Here is a 20,980-nt window from a genome sequence, read left to right as displayed (position 1 = left end):
CGCCCGCCGGTCCGGCCTGCGGCGGCCGGTCCGGCGGGCGGATCCAATCGACTACGGGAACCCGGGCGGCTACGGGAACTCGGGCGTGGGGCCCGTCGGGTCGGTGGGCTCGTCCGTCGGCTCATCGGTCGGCTCGTCCGTGGGCTCGTCCGTCGGCTCGTCGGTCGGCTCGTCCGTGGGCTCGTCCGTGGGCTCATCGGTCGGCTCGTCCGTCGGCTCGTCCGTCCAGTCGTCGGTCGGGTCGGTCGTCGGGTCGGTGGGCTCCTCGGACGGCGTCCAGGTGCCCGGGTCCCCGCCGATGCCGCCCGGCTCCACGGACTGGGTGGGCTCCTCGGTCGGCTTCTTGGTCGGTTCCTTGGTCTTGGTCTGCGAGGTCGAAGTGCCCGGCTTCTTCGGTTCCTTGTCCTTGTTCTCCTGGCTGGCCTTCAACGCGAAGGCGACGCCGGCCGCGACCGCGATGATCGCCAGGACCGCCAGCAGCCACATCTTGCCGCGACCGCTGCGGCCGGAACCGCCGCGACCGGAGCCGCCGTCGAAACCGCCGTCGTCGTCCCGGTAACCGATCGGGATGATCGGCTGCTGGGAGGTGTCGCCCTGGCCGGGGTGCGGCAGGGCGCCGGTGGCGCCGGGCATGCCCATGGCCGGGGTCGAACCGCCGAGGTGCTGGGTGACCGGACCGGTGTTCCAGGTGCCGGTGTGACCGCCCGCGTCCTGGAGCATCTGGAGCGCGTAGCCGACCAGGCCGCGCATCTCCTCCGCACTCTGGAAGCGGTCGTCCGGGTCCTTGGCGAGCGCGCGCATCACCAGGCCGTCCAGCTCCGGCGGCACCGCGCCGTCGGAGACCTGCGACGGCGGCACCGGGGTGTCCTGGACGTGCTGGTAGACGACGGACAGCGGGGTCTCGCCGACGAACGGCGGGCGCAGCGCGAGCAGCTCGTAGAGCAGGCAGCCGGTGGCGTACAGGTCGGACCGGTGGTCCACGGCCTTGCCGAGGGCCTGCTCGGGGGAGAGGTACTGCGGCGTGCCCATGACCATGCCGGTCTGGGTCATGGTGGAGGCCGCGCCGTGCAGGGCGCGGGCGATGCCGAAGTCCATGACCTTCACTGCGCCGCTGTGCGTGATGATCACGTTCGCGGGCTTGATGTCACGGTGCACGATGCCGTGCTGGTGGCTGTAGGCGAGGGCCTCCAGCACTCCGGAGACGATGATCAGCGCCTGATCGGCCGGCGGGGCGTCGGCGTTGATCAGCAGATCGCGGATGGTCCGGCCCTCGACCAGCTCCATCACCATGTAAGGGACGGTGTGCTGGCCGGGTCCGTTGGTCCCGCTGTACTGCACGGTGTCCTCGCCGGAGTCGTAGACCGCGACGACGGCGTGGTGGTTGAGTCCGGCGACCGACTGCGCCTCGCGCGTGAAGCGCGCCTTGGACACCGGGTCCTCGGCCAGATCCGGGCGCAGCAGCTTCACCGCGACCGTGCGGCCGAGACGGACGTCCTCCGCGGCGAACACCTCAGCCATGCCGCCGCGGCCGAGACGGTGGGTGAGGCGGTAGCGGCCGTCGCCGACCAGCCCGCCGTTCCCCCACATCTCCGGGGAATCGGGCACTTGGCCGCCGGACGCCACGGGGCCGTGCGAACCCCCGCCACCACTGCTGTCGGGCCGGGAGGCGCCCCCAGCATCAGGTTCCAAGGGCCCATGGGCGCTCTGGGTCTGTGCCATCGGTCCTCGCCGTCGTGATCTGTCCGCTCGCGCGGGCGTTATATACGGTGCTCCGACAGTGCACGCTACAGGTTCCGCGCCCCGCACCGGTCCGGGATGGACCGGCCATCAAACCCGTAAGCGTAGAAGCAAGGCAAATCGCGTGACGGCTTCTTGCGCATCCGGTCACGGAACGGGCACGCAACTTGACGTGTCCGTGGCCTGGGGCAGACTTGGCGAGGATATCGAGTTCAGCCAGATACGACACGACGCTCAGCGAAGTCAGCGGAAGATCAGCGACGATCAGCGCGGATCCATGCGCCGGGGCAGTGCGCCGAGGGGGAAGCAAAACAATGAGCCAGCACGGCGCACAAGGCCGCTACGCGGGCCAGTCGATCGGTGGCGGCCGCTATCAGCTCCAGGATCTGCTCGGCGAGGGCGGCATGGCCTCCGTGCACCTGGCCTACGACACCGCGCTGGACCGCCAGGTCGCGATCAAGACACTCCACACCGAGCTGGGCCGCGAGCAGTCCTTCCGGGAGCGCTTCCGGCGCGAGGCGCAGTCGGTGGCCAAGCTCTCGCACACCAACATCGTCTCGGTCTTCGACACCGGCGAGGACGAGATCGACGGCGCCCTGATGCCGTACATCATCATGGAGTACGTCCAGGGCCACCCGCTGCGCTCGGTACTGGACACGGATGTCCAGCAGTACGGCGCGATGCCCACCGACAAGGCGCTCAAGATCACCGGCGATGTCCTGGCGGCCCTGGAGGTCAGCCACGAGATGGGCCTGGTGCACCGCGACATCAAGCCGGGCAACGTCATGATGACCAAGCGCGGTGTGGTCAAGGTGATGGACTTCGGCATCGCGCGCGCCATGCAGTCCGGGGTCACCTCGATGACGCAGACCGGCATGGTCGTCGGCACCCCGCAGTACCTCTCCCCCGAGCAGGCGCTGGGCCGGGGCGTGGACGCCCGCTCCGACCTGTACTCGGTCGGCATCATGCTCTTCGAGCTGCTCACCGGCCGGCTGCCGTTCGACGCGGACTCGCCGCTGGCCATCGCGTACGCGCATGTCCAGGAGGAGCCGGTCGCTCCCTCCACGATCAACCAGGCCATCCCGCCCGCGGTGGACGCGCTGGTCGCCCGGGCCCTCAAGAAGAACCCGAACGAGCGCTTCCCCACCGCCGAGGCGATGCGCGACGAGTGCCTGAGGATCAGCGGCTCCGGCCAGACCGGAGCCTCGCCGGTCATCATCAGCGGCGGCCCGGCGACCAACAGCGGCTCGGCGGTCGGCGCGTCCGTCTTCCCGCCGCTGGACACCCCGGCCCCGGGCGCGCAGGGCGTGCAGACGCCGTACCAGCCCCAGAGCTCCGGCTTCAACGGCGGCTTCGGGCCGTCCACCGCGCCCACCCAGCCGTACGCCGCCGCCCAGGCGCCCACGGCCACCGCGCCGTACAACGCCGGTCCCAGCACTCCGCCGCCGTACAACTACTCCGCGTCCTCCGCGCCCACCGCGGCCGGTGGCGGCGGTGGCCGCTCCGGCGAGGACAACGGCAACAAGCGCGTGATCATCGGTTCCGCGATCGTGGCGGCACTGGCGGTCATCGGCGTGGTGGTCGTCGTCGCGCTGAGTGGCGGCTCCTCCGGGGACAGCGCGGACGACGGCCCCACCGAGAAGCCCACGAAGACCGCGACCGCGACGCCGTCCGGCTTCAACCCGGGTACGGACATCAAGAACAAGCTCATCGAGACCAAGAAGTGCACCGACGCCACCGAGGCCTACGACGAGCCCGGCGCCTACTACGTGCCGGAGTTCCAGTACCTCTCCGTGGACTCGGTGAAGGCGTGCATCCGGGCGGCCGACTGGAAGTACCACATCACCTACGAGAACGAGAACGTCTGGGGCAAGGGCGCGGTGATCGACTACACCCCCAGCGGCTACAGCAACGCGTACAACCCGTCGACCGAGACCATCGAGCTGACCGTCTCCACCGGCAAGCCGTCCTGACCGGCTGATCGGCCGACGGACTGGCGGACTGGCGGACTGGCGGACTGACAGGCCGGCCGAGTTGGCCGTCTGGCCCGGTTGGCCATCTGAACGAACGGGCCCGGCACGCGCATCGCGTGCCGGGCCCGTCGTGTCGAGGTCCAGGGGTTGCCGTCAGAGGTACGGGCCGGAGACGACCGGTCAGAGGTACGGGCCGGAGCGGGCACCGCCGTGCTGCGGCCGGTGCTCGTCGTCCTCGCCGCCCGCGAGGCCGGGCGGCAGCGCACGGCGCATCTGCTCCAGCTGCGCGCGGGCCGCCATCTGCTGGGCGAACAGCGCCGTCTGGATGCCGTGGAACAGCCCTTCCAGCCATCCGACCAGCTGGGCCTGGGCGATCCGCAACTCGGCCTCGGTGGGCACCGCGTCATCGGTGAACGGCAGCGAGAGCCGCTCCAGCTCCTCGATGAGCTCCGGCGCGAGGCCGTCCTCCAGCTCCTTGACCGAGCTGGAGTGGATCTCCTTGAGCCGGACCCGGCTGGCCTCGTCGAGAGGAGCCGCCCTGACCTCCTCCAGCAGTTGCTTGATCATGCTGCCGATGCGCATGACCTTCGCGGGCTGTTCGACCATGTCCGTCACAGGCACCTCGCGCGACTCGTCGTCGTTGCCGCCGTCACTTGCGTGGGCGCTCCCGAGGGCCATGCCGTCCGGGCCGACGACCAGGACGTGCGGGCTCTCCTGCGACCGTTCGTTCATCGGCTGGTTCATGTGGCCATTCTCTCGTACCGGTCTCGCGTCCCTCGTACCGGTCTCGCGGTCCTACGTCCTGATGGTGCCCCCGGCGGACCCTGATCCACCGCCCGGCGAGCCCCGGATCCCGGCGGAATCCGGGCCCTGGCGCCGGCCGGCAGGGTGTGGGCGCGGTGGCCGGCTGGGCGTAGGCCCGGTGGCCGACCGGCGGGGCGTGGGCGCGGTGGCCAGGCAGCTGGGGCGTGGGCGCGGTCGCGGTGGCCGACCGGCGGGGCTGTTCGTGAGCGGCTCGCGGGCCGCGGCTGGTCAGCGACGCCCGGCAGCGGCGGCTCGTCAGCGCCGCTCGTCAGCGGCGGCGGAGACGCAGCCCCAGGAAGGCCAGGCCGAGCCCGGTGAGGGCCATACCGGTGCCGAGCGGCAGCACCCGCATCACTCGGCCGGTGGGCGCCGCCGTGCTGGTCAGCTCGTCCTCCGCCGGTATCGCCCGCAGGGACGGATCCGCGACGTACGGCGGACGGGCGAGCGGGCTCGGGGAGGCCGACGCGGGCCGTGCGGTGGCGATGTTCCGCAGATCGTGCGCCGGGTTGCCGGAGAGGCGGGCTCCGCGCGCCGGAGTGCCGGATATCCCGGCGGATATACCGGTCGAGATACCGGCGGAGGGTATGGACCGCACGGGTACACGGGCGGCCCGGCCCGGCCCGCCGGGCGTCTGGGCCCCGGGACGTCCCGGACGGACGGTGTCCGGCATGATCGCCCTGCCGGGATGCCGACGGCCCTCACCGGCGCGGTTACCGGCCAGATCGCTGCCCGAGGAGCTGCCCGAAGAGCTACCCGAGGAGGCGACGGCCACCGTGCCGGCGGAGAGCGAGAGAACGGCGGTCAGCAGACCGGCCGCCACACGAGAGCCAAGCCTTGTCGCCACGGCCGTCTCCCTCCCGCTGCCGAACCGCCGGGTGCCGGATATAGCGTCACACGACGGGGCGAACCCGGCATCTCGGACAGACGATCCAGGCGTCGGACGGATGATCCAGACGACCGTCACCCGGTCAGACGGTCAGAGGCGAGACGTCAGATCGGTCAGAGGTCACACGGCCGGAGGCCAGACGGCCGGACGGCCGGAGGTCAGACGGCCAGCAGCACCTTGCCCACATGCGCGCTCTCCTCGAGCACCCGATGCGCGTCCGCCGCGTCCCGCATCGGGAACGTGCGGTCGACGACCGGCCGCACCCGGCCGCCGGCGACCATCGGCCACACGTGCTCCCGCACGGCGGCGACGATCGCCGCCTTCTCCTCCAGCGGGCGGGAACGCAGCGTGGTGGCGATGATCGCGGCGCGCTTGCGCAGCAGGTCGTTGAGGTTCAGCTCGGCCTTGACGCCGCCCTGCAATCCGATGATCACCAGTCGACCGTTCACGGCCAGCGCCTGCACGTTCCGGGTCAGATACTTCGCCCCGATGATGTCGAGGATCACGTCCGCGCCCGCGCCCGCGGTCGCCTCTCGGACCTCCTCGACGAAATCCTGCTCGCGGTAGTCGATGAGGACGTCGGCGCCCAACTCCGCGCAGGCGGCCAGCTTCTTCGGGCCGCTCGCCGTCACCGCGACCCGCGCTCCCACCGCCTTCGCCAGCTGAATGGCGAGCGTGCCGATCCCGCTCGCCCCGCCGTGCACCAACAGGGTCTCGCCGGGCCGCAGATGGGCGGCCATGAAGATGTTCGACCAGACCGTGCAGGCGGCTTCGGGCAGCGCGGCCGCCGTCACCACGTCGATCCCCTCCGGCACCGGCAGCAGCTGGCCGACCGGGACCGCGACCTTCTCCGCGTACCCGCCGCCCGCGAGCAGCGCGCACACCTCGTCCCCGGCGGCCCAGCCGGTGACCCCAGGGCCCACCGCGGCGATCCGGCCCGAGCACTCCAGCCCGGGGTACGGGGACGAGCCGGGCGGCGGGTTGTAGAAGCCCTGACGCTGGAGCAGATCGGCCCGGTTGACGGCACTGGCCACCACCTCGACCAGTACCTCGCCCTCCGCGGGGACGGGGTCGGGGACTTCGGCCCACCGAAGCGCTTCCGGGCCGCCGGCTTCGGGAATCGTGATCGCACGCATGGCGGCGAGGCTACTCCCAAGCGGCAGAGGGGGCCGTGCGGGTGGCCCAGGGCAGCTCCAGTGTCTCCACATGCGCACCGCGCGGGGCTCCGCCGGGCGGGATGACCGCGAGCGCGTCGGCGACCGCGACACCGCGCAGCATGGCCGGGCCGTTGAAGCGCAGCGGCACGGCTTCCGGACCCCGGCGGGCGACCGGGACCAGCCGGGTGTCGTGCGGATGCCCGGGTACGGCGGCGGCCAGCGGCATCGGCGCGGCGACCGGGGTACCACCGCCGCCGAGGGCGCGCAGTATCGGCTCCCCCAGCGTCAGCAGGCCCGAGACCGCCGCCAGCGGATTGCCGGGCAGTCCCAGCAGGTGCCGGTCGGGAGCCAGCCGGGCCAGCAGCATCGGATGCCCCGGCCGCACGGCGACCCCGTCGACCAGCAGCTCCGCCCCGATCCGGTGCAACATCGGGTGCACATGGTCGACCGGACCGGCGGCGGTGCCGCCGGTGGTGATGACCAGGTCGGCGACCGAGGCCGTCACCGCCTCGCGCAACGCTTCCTCGCGGTCCGCGATATGACGGGTCGCCACCACTTCCGCGCCGAGAGCGGCCAGCCAGGGGCCGAGCATCGGGCCGAGAGCGTCGCGGATCCGCCCGTCCCGCGGCAGGCCCGACGTCAGCAACTCGTCGCCCAGCACCAGGATCTCCACCCGGGGCCGCTCCACCGTCGACAGCTCGTCGTAGCCGGCCGCGGCCGCCAGACCCAGCACCGCCGGGGTCACCACCGTCCCGGCGGGCAGCAGTTGTTCGCCGGTGCCGCACTCCTGGCCGCGCGGCCGGATGTCCTGGCCCGGCACCACGGGGTGCCCTCCGACGGACCGCAGCCAGCCTCCCCCGGACTGCGTCCGCGCCGCCCGGCCCGCCACGCCGGAGCCCTCGCTCTCGCTGACCATGCCGTGCTCGCCGACCATGCCGTGCTCGCTGACCATGCCGTGCTCGCTGCGGAGAACGGCGGTCGCGCCGGGCGGCACGCGCGCGCCGGTGGCGATACGGACCGCGTGCCCGTCCGGAAGGGGCGCGGCGGGCTCGTGACCGGCCAGGATGCCCTGTTCACCACTGACCAGCCGCCACGGCCCGGGCCCCGCCAGAGCCCAGCCGTCCATGGCCGAGGTGTCGAAAGACGGCAGATCGGTGAGCGCGGTGAGTGGGGCGGCGAGCACATGGCCCAGGGCGTCCCCGAGCGACCGCACGACCGGCCGCACCTCCGCCCGCACCGCGGCCCGAGCGGCGATCCGCCGCGCCTCCCCCCACCTCACACCCTCCCGCCGCGCGGAGGCCTCACGGCCCGCAGGCGCGTCGCGCCGGGTGGCGGCCTCGCGGCCCGCAGGGGTGTCGCACCGCGCGGGGACCTCACGGCCCGCAGGGGCGTCGCAGCCCGGCTCCACGTCACCTTCCGGACCGGACAGCGCGGGCCCGGGGCCGGATTGAGCCGACGTGGGGGAGTCCGCGCGCCCCACGTCCTCAGGCTCGTCCGCCGAGGCAGCCGACGCGTGCGCCACCGCGCACGCCGACGCACCGGGTCCGACCCCGGCGTTCACCTCCGCCGGATCGACGTCCGCACGCGCGGGAACGGCCGACGACCCCGCCTCGTCCCGGCCCGGCTGACCAGCCGGAACCACGTCAGCACCGAGAACCGCCTCGTCATCCGAAACCTCGGCAGCCGGGGCCGCCACGACGGTCAGGTCAGCTTCAGTGGTCGGGACCGCACCAGCGGGCGAGCCAGCGGCCACGTCCGCGCCGGAGGCCGGAGGCACGGCGGGAGCCGAGGCCGGGGCAGAGGGCGAAGCCGGAGCGGAAGGCGAGGCCGGCGCCGAGCCGGAGGGTCGAACCGGGACATGGGCGGCGGTGAGCACCGGCACGTCCAACTCGTCTGCCAGCGACGGCTCGTCCCGGACGAACCGCTCGTCCCGCTCCTCCCATGGGTCCCAGACAGTGTGCGCACAGTCCCGCGCACCCCCCGCAGCACCCTCGGCCGCCGCACCGACCGCCCGAGTGCCCACCTCGGCCGGACCACCGACCTCCGCACCCGGGCCACCGGCATCCGCAGCCCCGCCACCGGCATCCGCAGCCCCAACGGGCGCTCGACCGGGCACTCGACCGGCCGCCCCGCCGACCTCTTCCGCCGTCGGCACCGACGGCGGTGCCGACCGCGGCTCCGCCTCACGCACGGCGCGGGTGGCGCGGCGGCCCTCGTTGACCAGCGCCAGCGCCTGGTCGACGTCACGGTCCATGTCCCGCTTCCGCTCGGTCATCCCGCTGACTGTCCCGGCGTCTCGGCCTCACCGGCCCAGCGGGCGGCCAGGGCGGCGGCCTTCCGGGCCGCCTCGGCGACCTCCTGCGGGCCCCCGCCCCGCTGGGCGGCGGCATAGCCGACCAGGAAGGTGGTCAGTGGCGCAGCCGGGCGGGCCACCCCGTGGGCCGCGTCCCTGGCCAGGTCGAGAAGGGCTGCCGTGTCGACGTCCAGTTCGATGCCGAGCTCGGCCTTGACTGCGGTGATCCATTCATCCAGCACATGTCCATGCTCTCTGATGCGCGCCCGGGCGGCTCCGATGTCCTCCCAGGTGTCGCAGTCGAAGGACGCGGTCGGGTGGTGGAGGCGGCCGACCGACAGCTCCGTGGTGAGGAGCCGCAGCGGCAGACCCGCCAGACCTCCGTGCTCGGAAGCGAGCAACGCCAGCTCGCGGCGGAGTGACTCGGTGCGGTAGGCCGCGACCAGCGGCTGTTCGCGGCCGTCCGGGTCGGTGAGCAGCACGCCCTCCGTACCCTTCTCCGCCAGGCCACCCCGCAGGTCGGAGACGGTCTGACCAGTGAGGAACGGCAGATCCGCGGAGAGCACCACCACCACCGGTGCGGTGACCTCGCCCAGCCCGGTGTCGAGCGCGGCCACCGGGCCACCACCCGGCGGCGTCTCGCGCGTCCACCGCACGTCCCGCGTGGTCGGACGGCGGGGCCCCACCACGACGGTCCGCCGGGCGTCCGCACAAGCGCCCAGCACCCGGTCGAGCAGGGCGAGCCCGCCCACGCTCAGGCCCGGCTTGTCGGCTCCGCCGAGCCGCCGCGCCGCACCGCCGGCGAGGATCACCGCGTCATATCCACCCGCGCTCATCCCATGAGTATGGCCGCTGGATCCGGCCCCACTCCGATGCTCTCGGTCACACCCGCGCCCGGCTCTGCGCCCGGCCCCCGCCTGCGCCGTTCCAGGCAGCAAGGGCCCGGCAGCCCGGCCGAACGGACCCCAGCCTCAAGAGCAGGCCCCATCGGCGCGGGCGGGGCCCCGGTGTCGAGGCCGCGCCCCGCCACCGGGACGCCCCGCGACTACAGCGAGCGGAGGAGTACCGCCGGATGCTCGACGCAGTCGGCCACGTACCGCAGGAACCCCCCGGCGGTCCCGCCGTCGCACACCCGGTGGTCGAAGGTGAACGACAGCTGGACCACCTTGCGTATCGCCAGCTCACCCTGGTGCACCCACGGCTTGGGCACGATCCGGCCGACACCGAGCATCGCCGCTTCGGGGTGGTTGATGATCGGCGTGGAGCCGTCGACTCCGAACACCCCGTAGTTGTTCAGGGTGAAGGTGCCGCCGGTCAGCTCGGCGGGGCTGAGCCTGCCTTCCCGGGCCACCTCGGTGAGCCGCGCCATCTCGGCGCTCAGCTCCTCGGCGCTCAGGGTGTGCGCGTCCCGTACGACCGGAACCACCAGCCCCCGGTCCGTCTGGGCCGCGAAGCCGAGGTGGACAGCGGGCAGCCGGACGATCTCCCGGGCCGCCAGGTCCACGGTGGCGTTGAGCTCGGGGAAGCGCGCCAGTCCGGCCGTGCAGATGCGGGCCAGCAGCGCGAGCAGCGACACCTTGGGGCCACCCGCGGCGTTCATCGCGGCGCGGGCCGCGAGGAGTTCGGTGGCATCGGCGTCCACCCAGCAGGTCGCGTCGGGGATCTCGCTACGGCTACGGGTCAGCTTGTCGGCGACCGCGCCCCGCAGCCCGCGCAGCGGCACCCGCTCGGCCTCCGCCACACCCGCTGCCTGCCGCCGCGGCCCGGAACCACCGGCCTGCGGGACCTCGGCCGGCACCGCCTCCGGATAGGCAGCCACCCCCGCCCCGGCAGCCCCGTACGCCGCCTCGCGGGCGGCGCGCTCCACATCGGCGCGCAGAATCAGGCCCTCGGGGCCACTGCCCGGCACCTCCCGCAGGTCCAGGCCGTGCTCCCGGGCCAGTCGCCGGACCAGCGGAGAGATCACCGGCACCGGCTCGTCGGCGGCACGCACCCGGCCGGCCGCCGGAGTCCGCTCCGCCAGCCCGACACCACCGGCACCGATTCCACCACCGGCACCGAATCCACGGGCGCCGCCGCCCACGCCGGTGGCCGCATCAGCGACCGCGGCGACGCCACCGGTGCCCGCACCGGCGTGCACGGCCTCGCCACTCCGCCGCGCGGCGGTCCCGTTACCCAGGCCCGCCGCCGCGCCGGCCGCGCCGCGCGCTCCGGAGCCGACGGGCGCACCGCCCGCGCCACCGGGAGCGACCTCGCGCGGAGCCAATCCGCCGCCGGTCGGCCGCACTCGCCGCCGCCGGGCAGGCGGCGCGCCCGTGCCGTATCCGACCAGGACGTTCCCCGAGGTCTCGCCCGCCCCGGAGCCCGACCCGCCAGGGCCCGCCCCGGGGGAACCCGCGCCGGAACCGGGGCCGGCTGCCGCGGGGGCGGGTCCGGATGCGTCGGCCGGCTCCGAGGACGCCGGCACCGCGACCGTCAGCAGCGGCGCGCCCACCGGGAGCTCGGTGCCCTCCTCCCCGAAGCGGGAGGTCACCACGCCGCCGTAGGGGCACGGCACCTCGACCATGGCTTTGGCCGTCTCCACCTCGACCACCGGCTGGTCGACGACGACCACTTCGCCCACCTGGACGAGCCACCGCACGATCAGCGCTTCGGTGAGGCCCTCTCCCAGGTCAGGCAGCGCGAACTCGCGTACCACCGGCATCAGTCGGCGCTCCCTTCGGTCCACTCCGATTCCCACTGGAGCCGGGCCACGGCGTCCAGGACCCGGTCCACACCCGGCAGATGATGCCGCTCGACCATCGGCGGCGGGTAGGGGATGTCGAATCCCGCCACCCGCAGCACGGGGGCCTCCAGGTGGTGGAAGCAGCGCTCGGTGATGCGCGCGGCGATCTCCCCACCCGGACCGCCGAAGCTCACCGCCTCGTGCACCACGATCGCCCGCCCGGTCCGGCGCACCGAGGCGCAGACCGTCGCGTCGTCGAAGGGCACCAGCGAGCGCAGGTCGACGACTTCGAGGTCCCAGCCTTCCGCCCGCGCGGCCTCCGCGGCCTCCAGACACACCGGGACCGAAGGCCCGTAGGTGATGAGGGTGGCCGGGCTGCCCTGGCCGGTGGCGTGCCGCCGCACCACCGCGCGGCCTATCGGCTCCACCTGTTCCGGCTGGTCGGGCGACCAGTCCGCCTTGGACCAGTAGAGCCGCTTGGGCTCCAGGAAGACCACCGGGTCGTCCGAGGCGATGGCTGCGCGGAGCAGCCCGTAGGCGTCGGCGACGGTCGCGGGCGTGACCACGTGCAGGCCCGGAGTGGCGATGTAGTACGCCTCGGAGGAGTCGCTGTGGTGCTCGACGCCGCCGATCCCGCCGCCGTACGGCACCCGGATCGTGATCGGCATCGGCATCGCCCCGCGGGTGCGGTTCCGCATCCGCGACACATGGCTGATGAGCTGCTCGAACGCCGGGTAGGCGAAGGCGTCGAACTGCATCTCCACCACCGGCCGCAGCCCGTACATCGCCATGCCGACCGCGGTGCCCAGAATCCCGGCCTCCGCCAGCGGTGTGTCCGTACAGCGCTGGTCGCCGAACTCCTTGGCCAGTCCCTCGGTGATCCGGAAGACCCCGCCGAGGGTGCCGACGTCCTCACCGAGGACGTGCACCGTCGGGTCCTCGGCCATGGCGTCGCGCATCGCACGCCGCAGCGCCTGCGCCATCGCGGCGGGCTTCCGGGCGCTCTCGACAGCCGCGGTGCTCATCGCTCCCCCTCCTTGGGCTCGTGGGACTCCGCGTCGAGCTCGGCGCGCAGCTGGGCGGCCTGCTCCCGCAGTTGACCGGTCTTCTCGGCGTAGACGTGCTCGAACAGCGCCATCGGGTCCAGGACGGGATCGGCGTTCATCCGGTCGCGCAGCCGCGCCGCCATGGTCTCCGCCTCCTCGCGCACCGTGGCTATCCGGGCCTCGTCGATGAGGTCCCGGCGCTTCAGCTCGGCCTCCACCAGGTCGACCGGGTCGTGTCCGCGCCAGAGCTCCAACTCCGATTCGGAGCGGTAGCGGGTGGCGTCGTCGGCGTTGGTGTGCGCGTCCAGCCGGTAGGTGATCGCCTCGATCAGAGTCGGGCCGCCGCCTTCGCGGGCGCGCCGCACGGCCTCGCCGAGCACCTGGTGGACGGCGGGTGCGTCGTTTCCGTCGACCAGCCGGCCCGGCATGCCGTACCCCACCGCCTTGTGGGCCAGCGAGGGGGCCGCGGTCTGCTTCTCCAGTGGCACGGAGATCGCGTAGCCGTTGTTCTGCACCAGGAAGACGACCGGGGCCTGCCAGACCGCGGCGAAGTTCAGCGCCTCGTGGAAGTCACCCTCACTGGTACCGCCGTCGCCGACCAGCGCGAGCGCCACCACGTCGTCACCCTTGAGGCGGGCGGCGTGCGCCAGGCCCACGGCATGCGGGAGCTGGGTGGCCAGCGGGGTGCACAGCGGGGCGATCCGGCGCTCGCGCGGGTCGTACCCGCTGTGCCAGTCGCCGCGCAGCAGCGTCAGCGCCTCGACCGGATCCAGGCCGCGCACCACCGCCGCCAGGGTGTCGCGGTAGCTGGGGAAGAGCCAGTCGCGCTCCTGGAGCGCCAGCGCGGCGGCGACCTGGCACGCCTCCTGCCCGGTGGAGGAGGGATAGACGGCGAGCCGGCCCTGCCGGGTGAGGGCGGTGGCCTGCGTGTTGTACCGCCGGCCGCGCACCAGCTCCGCGTACAGCCTGGTCAGCAGCGCGGGGTCTATGTCATCGGCGGCGGAGGTGCCGATCAGGCGGAAAGGCTCCGCCTCGGGCAGCAAGGGTGCCGCGTCGACGCGCTGCCGCCAGGGCGGCGGGGACGTCGGCCGGTTCGCACCGGGCTGCTCAACAACCGTCATGGCGACCTCCTGGACGGATGGACAGGGTGGCGGGACGGGGAGCCGTAAGGATCGGCTGGACTGGGTAAAGCCCTCCCTACCGATTGTTCGGTCGCCAGCACATTTTGGCTACAGGCGACCGCAGCCTGTGGACAAACGGTTATCCACAGCCTGAGATGAAGACCAGGCGTCCACCAAGGGGAGGCTGGACGGTATGCAGGAGGAACAGATGGCCAATTCCGGTGGCAGTCCGGTCGCACGCCCGCTGGACGCCATCGACCGCGACATCGTGCGCATGCTCCAAACGGACGGCCGGGCTTCGATACGCTCCGTCGCCGAACGGGTACACGTCTCGCGGGCCAACGCCTACGCGCGCATCAACCGTCTGATGGACGACGGCGTGATCCGCGGGTTCTCGGCGCGGGTGGACCAGGAGCGGGCCGGGCAGGGCGCCTCGGCGTACATCACGCTCAAGATCGTTCAGAATTCCTGGCGCACCGTGCGCGAGCAGCTACGGGCGCTGCCCGGCGCGGCGCACATCGCCCTGGTCAGCGGGGACTTCGACGTGCTGTTGCTGGTCCACACGCCGGACAACCGCTCACTGCGGGAGCTGGTCCTCACCCGCATCCAGTCCATCCCCGAGGTGCTGAGCAGCCGCACACTGCTGGTGTTCGAGGAGACCGACCTCGCCACCGAGCCCTAGGGGGTGTCCGATGGGTCTGCGCGGCGTCGCGACGCCTGCCCATCGGACACCCCCTGAGCAGGCTCGCACGAAGTCGGGTGCGGTTCGGATGCGCCCTGAAGGGGCGCGAGGAACTGCGCGACCAGCCACGACGGCGCCGCAGCGAACCGACGGCACATCGCGGCACTTCCAGCGGAGCGCTTAGGTGCGCAATCCGGCGAACGCCGTCAGGACCACGGCGTCGGCCACCTCGGCGCCGCTCGCCGCCCCGCCCCGCCCCGGCCGGTACCACTCCACGATGGAATTGATCATTCCGAAGAGCAGCCGGGTGGCCAGCCGCGCGTCCACGTCCGTGCGCAGATCACCGTCGGCGGCGGCCTGCCGCAGCAGCTCGGCCACCTGGTGGTCGAAATCGCGCCGCCGTTCCATGGCCCAGCGCTCGGTGTCCGTGTTGCCGCGCACCCGCAGCAGCAGGGTGACGTACGGCAGCTCCGCCACCAGCACCTCGGTGGTCCGCCGGGCGACGTACTCGAGCTGCTCGATAGCCCTGCCCTGTGCCGCGCCGGCCTCGTCGAAGATGCCGAACAGCCCGTCCAGGGCCCGGCTTATCGCCAGCCTGAGCAGCTCTTCCTTGCCCTTGACGTGGTGGTAGATGGAGGACTTGGAGATCCCGGCGGCCCGCGAGAGGTGCTCCATCGAGGTGCCGTCGTACCCGCGCTCGTTGAACACCTCGACGGCGACCGCGAGCAGCGATTCGGGCGTGTAGGTGTCGCGCTTGGCCATGGTCATGAGGGAACCACATTTTCAGCCGCGTACGCACGGCGGGTCATGCCCAGTGAGGGGGCGTAGCGGCCGGTGGGGAAGCGCCGGTGCAGCTCACCGAGAAGATCGAACAGCGTGGAGTGGCCGATCTGTTCCCCCCAGGCCAGCGGCCCGACCGGATAGTTCACGCCAAGCCGCATCGCGGTCTCGATGTCCTGCGCCGAGGCGACGCCCTTGGCCACGGCGTCGGCGGCGAAGTCCACCAGCATCGCGACCGTACGGGCCACGATCATGCCGGGGATGTCGCCGATCACGCTGACCTGCTTGCCGAGTGCCTGGAAGAGGCCGACCGCCTCGTCGAGCAGGCGCTGGGAGGTGTCCGGGGAGGACGACAGGGCGATCCGCGTCGCGGCGCGGTAGTCCAGCGCGAGGTCGAAGTGGACGACCCCGGGGCATTCGGCGGCGGTCCTGCCGTCGGCCAGACGGAGCTCGCCACCACCGGGCAGCTCGATGCCGGGGCCGCCGGACCCCGGCTCGTGCTCGGCGCGGCGCACCGTGATCCCGGCCTTCTCGAACAACCCCGGAAGCTCGGCGGCCGGGCCCGGCAGGGTGCCGCGGACGACCACCGAGACGGGCGCGGCGGCAGGCGGGGCGGTGTGCGGCTCGGGCCGGGAGGCCCCTGCCGCGTGGTCGTACCAGCCGCGTCCGGACTTGCGGCCGTGCAGCCCGGACTCGACCAGCCGCCGCTGCGCCAGCGAAGGTGTGAATTTCGGGTCGTGGAAGAAGGACTCCCAGACGGACCGGGTGACGGCCTCGTTCACGTCCTGCCCGATCAGGTCGGTGAGCTCGAAGGGGCCCATCCTGAAGCCGCCGGACTCGCGGAGGACCGCGTCGATGGTGGCGGGGTCGGCGGCCCGCTCCTCCAGGGTCCGGAACGCCTCCGCGTAGAAGGGGCGGGCGACCCGGTTGACGATGAAACCGGGGGTGTCGGTGGAGCGGACCGGTGTCTTCCCCCAGGCCGCGACGGTGCCGTACGCCAGGTCGGCGGCGGCCGGATCGGTGGCGAAGCCGCTGATCACCTCCACCAGCGGCAGCAGCGGCGCCGGGTTGAAGAAGTGCAGACCGATGACCCGGCCGGGCACCCGCAGCGCCCCGGCGACGGCGGTGACGGAGAGCGAGGAGGTGTTGGTGGCGAGCAGGCAGTCCTCGGCGACGACCGATTCCAGCGCCGTGAAGAGCTGCTGCTTCGCGCCGAGTTCTTCCAGGATCGCCTCGATGACCAGCGCGCAGTCCGCGAGCGCGGCGAGCTCGGTGACGGGGAGCAGCCGCTCGCGGGCGGCGTCCCGATCGGTGGCCGGAAGCTTCCCCTTCTCCACGAGCCGGTCCAGCCTCGCCATGATCGCGTCGGCGGCCGTCCGGGTGCGGCCGGGGGCCGCGTCGAAGAGCCGCACATGGTGGCCGGCGGCCAGCGCGACCTGGGCGATTCCCTGGCCCATCGTCCCGGTTCCTACGACGGCGACGGTGCTGCCCGGCGGGATACGCCGGTCCTGGTCCCGGTCGTTCGCAGTCATGCCGCCCATCCTCTCGGACAAGTTATCCACAGCTTCGACAGGCCCCCTTGTACCGACCGATCGTTCGGTTAATCTATCCCTGTTGACCCGCAGCCGCCCACCCGTCTCGCAAGACGGCCGGTAGTGATCGCTCACGACAGCCCGGTCCGCCCCGCGAGACGGCCCACGACGGAGCGCCGCCCGCGCTCTTTCCCCTGGAGCTCACCGAGGAGTTGGTCAGTCGTGACCGCCGGATTCACCACAGCGCAGTTGATCGAGAAGCACCGCCCCACCCTCGACCAAGCCCTGGACGCGATCCGCACCCGCGCGTACTGGTCCCCCCATCCCGAGCATCCCAAGGCGTACGGCGAGGGCGGCAGCCTGAGCGCCGCCGAGGGCCAGGCGGCCTTCGACGCGCTCCGCGGCAGCCGGCTCGACCTGGGGCAGCCCGGCGGGGACGGCTGGGTGGGCGGCGAAGTCTCCCCCTACGGCATCGACTTGGGAGTGGAATACCCGCGCCCGGACATCGAGGAACTGCTGCCGGCGATGCAGGCGGCGACGGGGGCCTGGCGGGACGCCGGGCCCGAGGCCCGCGCGGCGGTCTGTCTGGAGATCCTCGCCCGGATCAGCGCCCGCACCCATGAGTTCGCGCACGCCGTCATGCACACCAGCGGCCAGGCGTTCATGATGGCCTTCCAGGCGGGCGGCCCGCACGCGCAGGACCGCGGCCTGGAGGCGGTGGCCTACGCCTACGCCGAGCAGACCCGCACCCCGCGGACCGCCGACTGGTCCAAGCCCCAGGGCAAGCGGGACCCGCTGGAGCTGCGCAAGGAGTTCATCGCCGTCCCCCGCGGCATCGCGCTGCTGATCGGCTGCAACACCTTCCCCACCTGGAACGGCTACCCCGGGCTGTTCGCCTCCCTGGCCACCGGCAACCCGGTCCTGGTCAAGCCGCACCCGCGGGCCGTGCTGCCGCTGGCGCTCACCGTCCAGGTGGCGCGCCAGGCGCTGAGCGACGCGGGCTTCGACCCGAACCTCGTCGCGCTGGCCGCCGAGCGGCCCGAGGAGGGGCTGGCCAAGACGCTCGCCACCCGCCCCGAGATCCGGATCATCGACTACACCGGCTCGACCGCCTTCGGCGACTGGCTGGAGACCCACGCCCGCCAGGCCCAGGTCTACACCGAGAAGGCCGGCGTCAACACCGTCGTCATCGACTCCACCGACGACTACAAGGGCATGCTCGGCAACCTGGCCTTCTCCCTCTCGCTCTACAGCGGCCAGATGTGCACCACCCCGCAGAACCTCCTCATCCCGCGTGACGGCATCAGCACCGACGTCGGCCCGAAGGCGTTCGACGAGGTGGTCTCCGACCTCGCCGCGTCGGTCGACGGCCTGCTGGGCGACGACGCCCGGGCGAACGCCCTGCTGGGTGCCATCGTCAACCCGCAGGTCGGCGAGCGCATCGACGCGGCGCCGGGGCTCGGCGAGGTCGCCCTCGCCTCCCGTACCGTCGCCCACCCCGACTTCCCCGAGGCCACGGTGCGCACCCCGGCGATCGTCAAGCAGGACGGCGCCCGCAAGCAGTGGGACACCCCGGACGCCGACGCCGCTTATCTGGCCGAGTGCTTCGGGCCGGTCTCCTTCGCGGTCGCCGTCGACTCCACGGATGACGCGGTCGCTCTGCTGCGCCGCACCATCCGGGAGAAGGGCGCCATGACGGTCGGGGCCTACACGGTCTCCTCCGAGGTCGAGCGGCTGATCGAGGAGGCATGCCTGGAGGAGTGCGCGCAGCTCTCGCTGAACCTCACCGGCGGGGTGTACGTCAACCAGACCGCGGCGTTCTCCGACTTCCACGGCTCCGGCGGCAACCCGGCGGCCAACGCCGCGCTGTGCGACGGGGCATTCGTGGCCAACCGCTTCCGGATGGTCGAGGTGCGCCGGCAGGCGTAGCCGTCCGGCACGGCGGCGGGCGGGCGCTCGGCATCCCTGGCGCCCGCCCGAGCACGGCCGTCGCCCGGCCCGGGCATCGGCCGTGCTCGGCATCAGCCGCGCTCGGGCGTCGGCCGATCTGAGCGGTCAGCGGGTCCGGGCGTCAGCCGGTTTCGGCGTGCAGCCGTACCCAGGAGTGCATGGCGATGGCAGCCGCGGCGCCCGCGTTGATCGACCGGGTCGAGCCGAACTGCGCGATCGAGCAGACCATCGTGGCGTGGGCGCGCGCCTCCTCGGTCAGCCCGGGCCCCTCCTGGCCGAAGAGCAGGACGCAGCGGCGCGGCAGCGCGGTGGTCTCCAGTGGCACCGCGCCCGGCAGGTTGTCGATGCCGATCACCGGGATGCCCTCGGCGGCCGCCCATGCCGTGAGCGCGGCGGTGTCCGGGTGATGCCGGACATGCTGGTAACGGTCGGTGACCATGGCGCCGCGCCGGTTCCAGCGCCGCCGTCCGACGATGTGGACCTCCTTGGCCAGGAAGGCATTGGCCGTACGGACCACACTGCCGATGTTGAAGTCGTGGCTCCAGTTCTCCACGGCCACATGGAAGTCGTGGCGCCGGGTGTCGAGATCGGCGACGATCGCCTCCCGCGTCCAGTAGCGGTAGCGGTCGACGACATTGCGGCGGTCGCCGTGCGCGAGCAGCTCCGGGTCGAAGCGGTCACCCGCCGGCCAGGGCTCCGGGTGCGGGCCGACGCCCACCTCGGGGCCGTGCCCCTCGTCGTACTGGATCGGCGTCGGTGCTTCGGGACGGGTCTCGCTGGTCACCTGAAGAGAGTAGGTCCAGCGGAGCCGTCGTGCGGAGCCGCCCAGCCCTCCGCTCCCGGCTCGGCCGCCGCCATAACGCCCTGGGCGGGTGCCGGGTCGCGCCGGAGGGACGGCAGCAGCCGCATCCGGGCGCGCCGCGCTCGCGTGCCCAGCCACACCAGGAAGACGGTCGGCAGGAAGACCGCGTCCGCCGCGATCATGGCTAGCGAGAAGAACGGCAGTCCCAGCAGGATCGCGATGCCGATGTGCTCCAGCATCATCGCGCCGAGCAGCACGTTCTTGATCCGCCGGTTGAAGACGGTGAAAGGGAAGGCGACCTGCACGATCACGGTGCCGTAGCTCAGCACCATCACCAGCACCCCGCTGCCGACCAACAGGTCGGCCAGGGCGGGCCAGGGTGAGAAGTAGTCCAGGTGCAGCGGGTAGTAGAGCGCGGTGCCGTCCTGCCAGCGCGATCCCTGGATCTTGTACCAGCCGGCGGTGGCGTAGATCAGACAGACCTCAGCCATGATCACCAGCAGCGCGCCGTTGTGCACCAGGTTGGCCAGCAGGTCCAGTACGGTCCGCGGCTCACCGGGCGCGTACTCCCGCACCAGCCACCACAGCCCCTGCAGCAGCCACAGGCCCCACAGGACCGCTCCCCAGCCCAGCCCGGGCACCGGGCCGTCGGCGGTCAGCCGCAGCCGGTCCTCGACGGAGAACTGCGCGATGGCCAGCCCGGCACCGGCCGCCAGCCAGAGCACGATGCCGGTCATGTCGCTCGCCGGACGGTCCGGCCGGCGGGCGGCGCGGCGGGCGTCCAGGGACCACACCTGACCGCACCGGGTGAGCACCAGATACGTCGCCATCAGATGGATGACGTTGTCGCCGCCGTCGCCGAGGAAGATGCTGCGGTTCTGCAGCGAGAGCACGCCGATCATGAACAGCACCGACATGGTGCGGGTGCGCCAGCCGAGCATGAGCAGCGCGCTGGAGATGATCGCGAGGGCGTAGACGATCTCGAACCAGGCGGTGCTGTCCGACCACATCAGCACGGTGAAAGCGTGATTGTCGTCGGTCAGCTGGCGCGCCATCTCCCAGTTGAACGGGCCATGGGGGCCGTACAGCTCGCGGCGGTGAGGCCACTCGCGCAGCAGGAAGACCATCCAGGTGAACGCGAAGCCGATGCGGACCACGGCCGTCTGGTAGGGGCCGAGAGCGGCGGTCGTGACACGGTTGTAGCCCCGGGTGAAGGCGGCCTCCGCGCGGGCGAGGGCCCCGGCGCGGACGGGCCCGGCTCCGGGCGGCGCAGGCGCGGCCGGAGTGGTGACGGGGGCGGTGACAGGCGGCGGGCCGGAGGGCTGCGGGGGCACCGAGGGCACGGGAGGCACCGGGGGTGCCGCGGTCACGGGGGGCGCGGGGGGCGCCTGGGGTATCGGGGCGGTCGGCGGCCGCGGCGGCAGGCCGGTCGAGGGGGCGACGGGCTCCGGCTCGGCGACGGGCTCCGACTCAGGGGGAGGCGCGATGGAAT

At 72.9% G+C, this 20,980-nt stretch carries 16 protein-coding genes; 3 read left to right on the top strand and 13 right to left on the bottom strand.

Translation table 11 applies throughout. The annotated features are described in order from the left end of the window. Window positions 1-69: 69 nt before the first annotated feature. Window positions 70-1,719, bottom strand: coding sequence for a protein kinase domain-containing protein (locus AC4BDD_RS14855; RefSeq protein WP_490691477.1), 1,650 nt, complete (start codon window positions 1,717-1,719; stop codon window positions 70-72). 332 nt (window positions 1,720-2,051) lie between these two features. Here AC4BDD_RS14855 and AC4BDD_RS14850 point away from each other — a divergent pair, with 332 nt between their 5' ends. Then, entirely contained in the window at window positions 2,052-3,710 is a 1,659-nt protein-coding gene (locus AC4BDD_RS14850; RefSeq protein WP_490691476.1) for a protein kinase domain-containing protein, read from the top strand. A 180-nt stretch (window positions 3,711-3,890) separates the two neighbouring features. Here AC4BDD_RS14850 and AC4BDD_RS14845 read toward each other — a convergent pair whose 3' ends face one another. From AC4BDD_RS14845 to pdhA, 8 genes are all read right to left on the bottom strand, one after another. Then, on the bottom strand, window positions 3,891-4,454 hold the full coding sequence (locus AC4BDD_RS14845) for a bacterial proteasome activator family protein (protein ID WP_490691475.1): 564 nt from the start codon (window positions 4,452-4,454) through the stop codon (window positions 3,891-3,893). A 328-nt stretch (window positions 4,455-4,782) separates the two neighbouring features. Beyond that, on the bottom strand, window positions 4,783-5,358 hold the full coding sequence (locus AC4BDD_RS14840; protein ID WP_490691474.1) for a hypothetical protein: 576 nt from the start codon (window positions 5,356-5,358) through the stop codon (window positions 4,783-4,785). A gap of 200 nt (window positions 5,359-5,558) precedes the next feature. Further along, the gene (locus tag AC4BDD_RS14835; RefSeq protein WP_490691473.1) at window positions 5,559-6,536 is read right to left on the bottom strand and encodes an NAD(P)H-quinone oxidoreductase; all 978 of its coding nucleotides are present in this window, start codon (window positions 6,534-6,536) and stop codon (window positions 5,559-5,561) included. Between the two features lie 10 nt (window positions 6,537-6,546). Further along, on the bottom strand, window positions 6,547-8,037 hold the full coding sequence (locus tag AC4BDD_RS14830) for a molybdopterin molybdotransferase MoeA (RefSeq protein ID WP_490691783.1): 1,491 nt from the start codon (window positions 8,035-8,037) through the stop codon (window positions 6,547-6,549). A 791-nt stretch (window positions 8,038-8,828) separates the two neighbouring features. Further along, window positions 8,829-9,686, bottom strand: a complete 858-nt coding sequence (locus AC4BDD_RS14825; protein WP_490691472.1) for an NTP transferase domain-containing protein — start codon at window positions 9,684-9,686, stop codon at window positions 8,829-8,831. Window positions 9,687-9,895: 209 nt separating this feature from the next. Beyond that, on the bottom strand, window positions 9,896-11,554 hold the full coding sequence (locus AC4BDD_RS14820) for a dihydrolipoamide acetyltransferase family protein (protein WP_490691471.1): 1,659 nt from the start codon (window positions 11,552-11,554) through the stop codon (window positions 9,896-9,898). After that, on the bottom strand, window positions 11,554-12,600 hold the full coding sequence (locus AC4BDD_RS14815) for an alpha-ketoacid dehydrogenase subunit beta (RefSeq protein WP_490691470.1): 1,047 nt from the start codon (window positions 12,598-12,600) through the stop codon (window positions 11,554-11,556). The genes AC4BDD_RS14820 and AC4BDD_RS14815 overlap by 1 nt, the downstream gene beginning before the upstream one ends. Beyond that, window positions 12,597-13,742: a pyruvate dehydrogenase (acetyl-transferring) E1 component subunit alpha gene (pdhA, locus tag AC4BDD_RS14810; protein WP_490691469.1), complete on the bottom strand. Its 1,146-nt coding sequence runs from the start codon at window positions 13,740-13,742 to the stop codon at window positions 12,597-12,599. The genes AC4BDD_RS14815 and pdhA overlap by 4 nt, the downstream gene beginning before the upstream one ends. Window positions 13,743-13,935: 193 nt before the next feature. Between pdhA and AC4BDD_RS14805 the strand changes: the two genes are divergently transcribed. Next, the gene (locus tag AC4BDD_RS14805) at window positions 13,936-14,424 is read left to right on the top strand and encodes an Lrp/AsnC family transcriptional regulator (RefSeq protein WP_490691468.1); all 489 of its coding nucleotides are present in this window, start codon (window positions 13,936-13,938) and stop codon (window positions 14,422-14,424) included. Between the two features lie 180 nt (window positions 14,425-14,604). Here AC4BDD_RS14805 and AC4BDD_RS14800 read toward each other — a convergent pair whose 3' ends face one another. Further along, window positions 14,605-15,192 (bottom strand): TetR/AcrR family transcriptional regulator, encoded by a 588-nt coding sequence (locus AC4BDD_RS14800; RefSeq protein ID WP_490691467.1) that lies wholly within the window; start codon window positions 15,190-15,192, stop codon window positions 14,605-14,607. Further along, window positions 15,189-16,736: a 3-hydroxyacyl-CoA dehydrogenase gene (locus tag AC4BDD_RS14795; RefSeq protein WP_490691466.1), complete on the bottom strand. Its 1,548-nt coding sequence runs from the start codon at window positions 16,734-16,736 to the stop codon at window positions 15,189-15,191. The genes AC4BDD_RS14800 and AC4BDD_RS14795 overlap by 4 nt, the downstream gene beginning before the upstream one ends. Before the next feature lie 222 nt (window positions 16,737-16,958). Here AC4BDD_RS14795 and paaN point away from each other — a divergent pair, with 222 nt between their 5' ends. Then, complete coding sequence (gene paaN / locus AC4BDD_RS14790) at window positions 16,959-18,665, top strand: phenylacetic acid degradation protein PaaN (protein ID WP_490691465.1); 1,707 nt, start codon at window positions 16,959-16,961, stop codon at window positions 18,663-18,665. A 142-nt stretch (window positions 18,666-18,807) separates the two neighbouring features. On the opposite strand, the gene AC4BDD_RS14785 is transcribed toward paaN, so the two are convergent. Both AC4BDD_RS14785 and AC4BDD_RS14780 read right to left on the bottom strand, forming a co-directional pair. Further along, on the bottom strand, window positions 18,808-19,470 hold the full coding sequence (locus tag AC4BDD_RS14785; protein ID WP_490691464.1) for a TrmH family RNA methyltransferase: 663 nt from the start codon (window positions 19,468-19,470) through the stop codon (window positions 18,808-18,810). Continuing rightward, window positions 19,467-20,831 carry an HTTM domain-containing protein gene (locus tag AC4BDD_RS14780; protein ID WP_490691782.1) on the bottom strand — a complete coding sequence of 455 codons (1,365 nt, stop codon included), beginning with the start codon at window positions 20,829-20,831 and terminating at the stop codon, window positions 19,467-19,469. Before AC4BDD_RS14780 ends, AC4BDD_RS14785 begins: the two co-directional genes overlap by 4 nt. Between the last annotated feature and the right edge of the window lie 149 nt (window positions 20,832-20,980).

Source organism: Streptomyces sp. JLBT605, from assembly GCF_058215555.1.
The sequence above is the reverse complement of the archived record's forward strand: the minus strand, read 5'-3'. Positions and strand labels throughout refer to the sequence as shown.

Bases quoted from the DNA above. Each gene is read 5' to 3' on its own strand.
- AC4BDD_RS14835 (WP_490691473.1), bottom strand. From the start codon at position 6,536: ATGCGTGCGATCACGATTCCCGAAGCCGGCGGCCCGGAAGCGCTTCGG.
- pdhA (WP_490691469.1), bottom strand. From the start codon at position 13,742: ATGACGGTTGTTGAGCAGCCCGGTGCGAACCGGCCGACGTCCCCGCCG.
- AC4BDD_RS14805 (WP_490691468.1), top strand. From the start codon at position 13,936: ATGCAGGAGGAACAGATGGCCAATTCCGGTGGCAGTCCGGTCGCACGC.
- AC4BDD_RS14850 (WP_490691476.1), top strand. From the start codon at position 2,052: ATGAGCCAGCACGGCGCACAAGGCCGCTACGCGGGCCAGTCGATCGGT.
- AC4BDD_RS14825 (WP_490691472.1), bottom strand. From the start codon at position 9,686: ATGAGCGCGGGTGGATATGACGCGGTGATCCTCGCCGGCGGTGCGGCG.
- AC4BDD_RS14855 (WP_490691477.1), bottom strand. From the start codon at position 1,719: ATGGCACAGACCCAGAGCGCCCATGGGCCCTTGGAACCTGATGCTGGG.
- AC4BDD_RS14820 (WP_490691471.1), bottom strand. From the start codon at position 11,554: ATGCCGGTGGTACGCGAGTTCGCGCTGCCTGACCTGGGAGAGGGCCTC.
- AC4BDD_RS14795 (WP_490691466.1), bottom strand. From the start codon at position 16,736: ATGACTGCGAACGACCGGGACCAGGACCGGCGTATCCCGCCGGGCAGC.
- AC4BDD_RS14815 (WP_490691470.1), bottom strand. From the start codon at position 12,600: ATGAGCACCGCGGCTGTCGAGAGCGCCCGGAAGCCCGCCGCGATGGCG.
- AC4BDD_RS14845 (WP_490691475.1), bottom strand. From the start codon at position 4,454: ATGAACCAGCCGATGAACGAACGGTCGCAGGAGAGCCCGCACGTCCTG.
- AC4BDD_RS14800 (WP_490691467.1), bottom strand. From the start codon at position 15,192: ATGACCATGGCCAAGCGCGACACCTACACGCCCGAATCGCTGCTCGCG.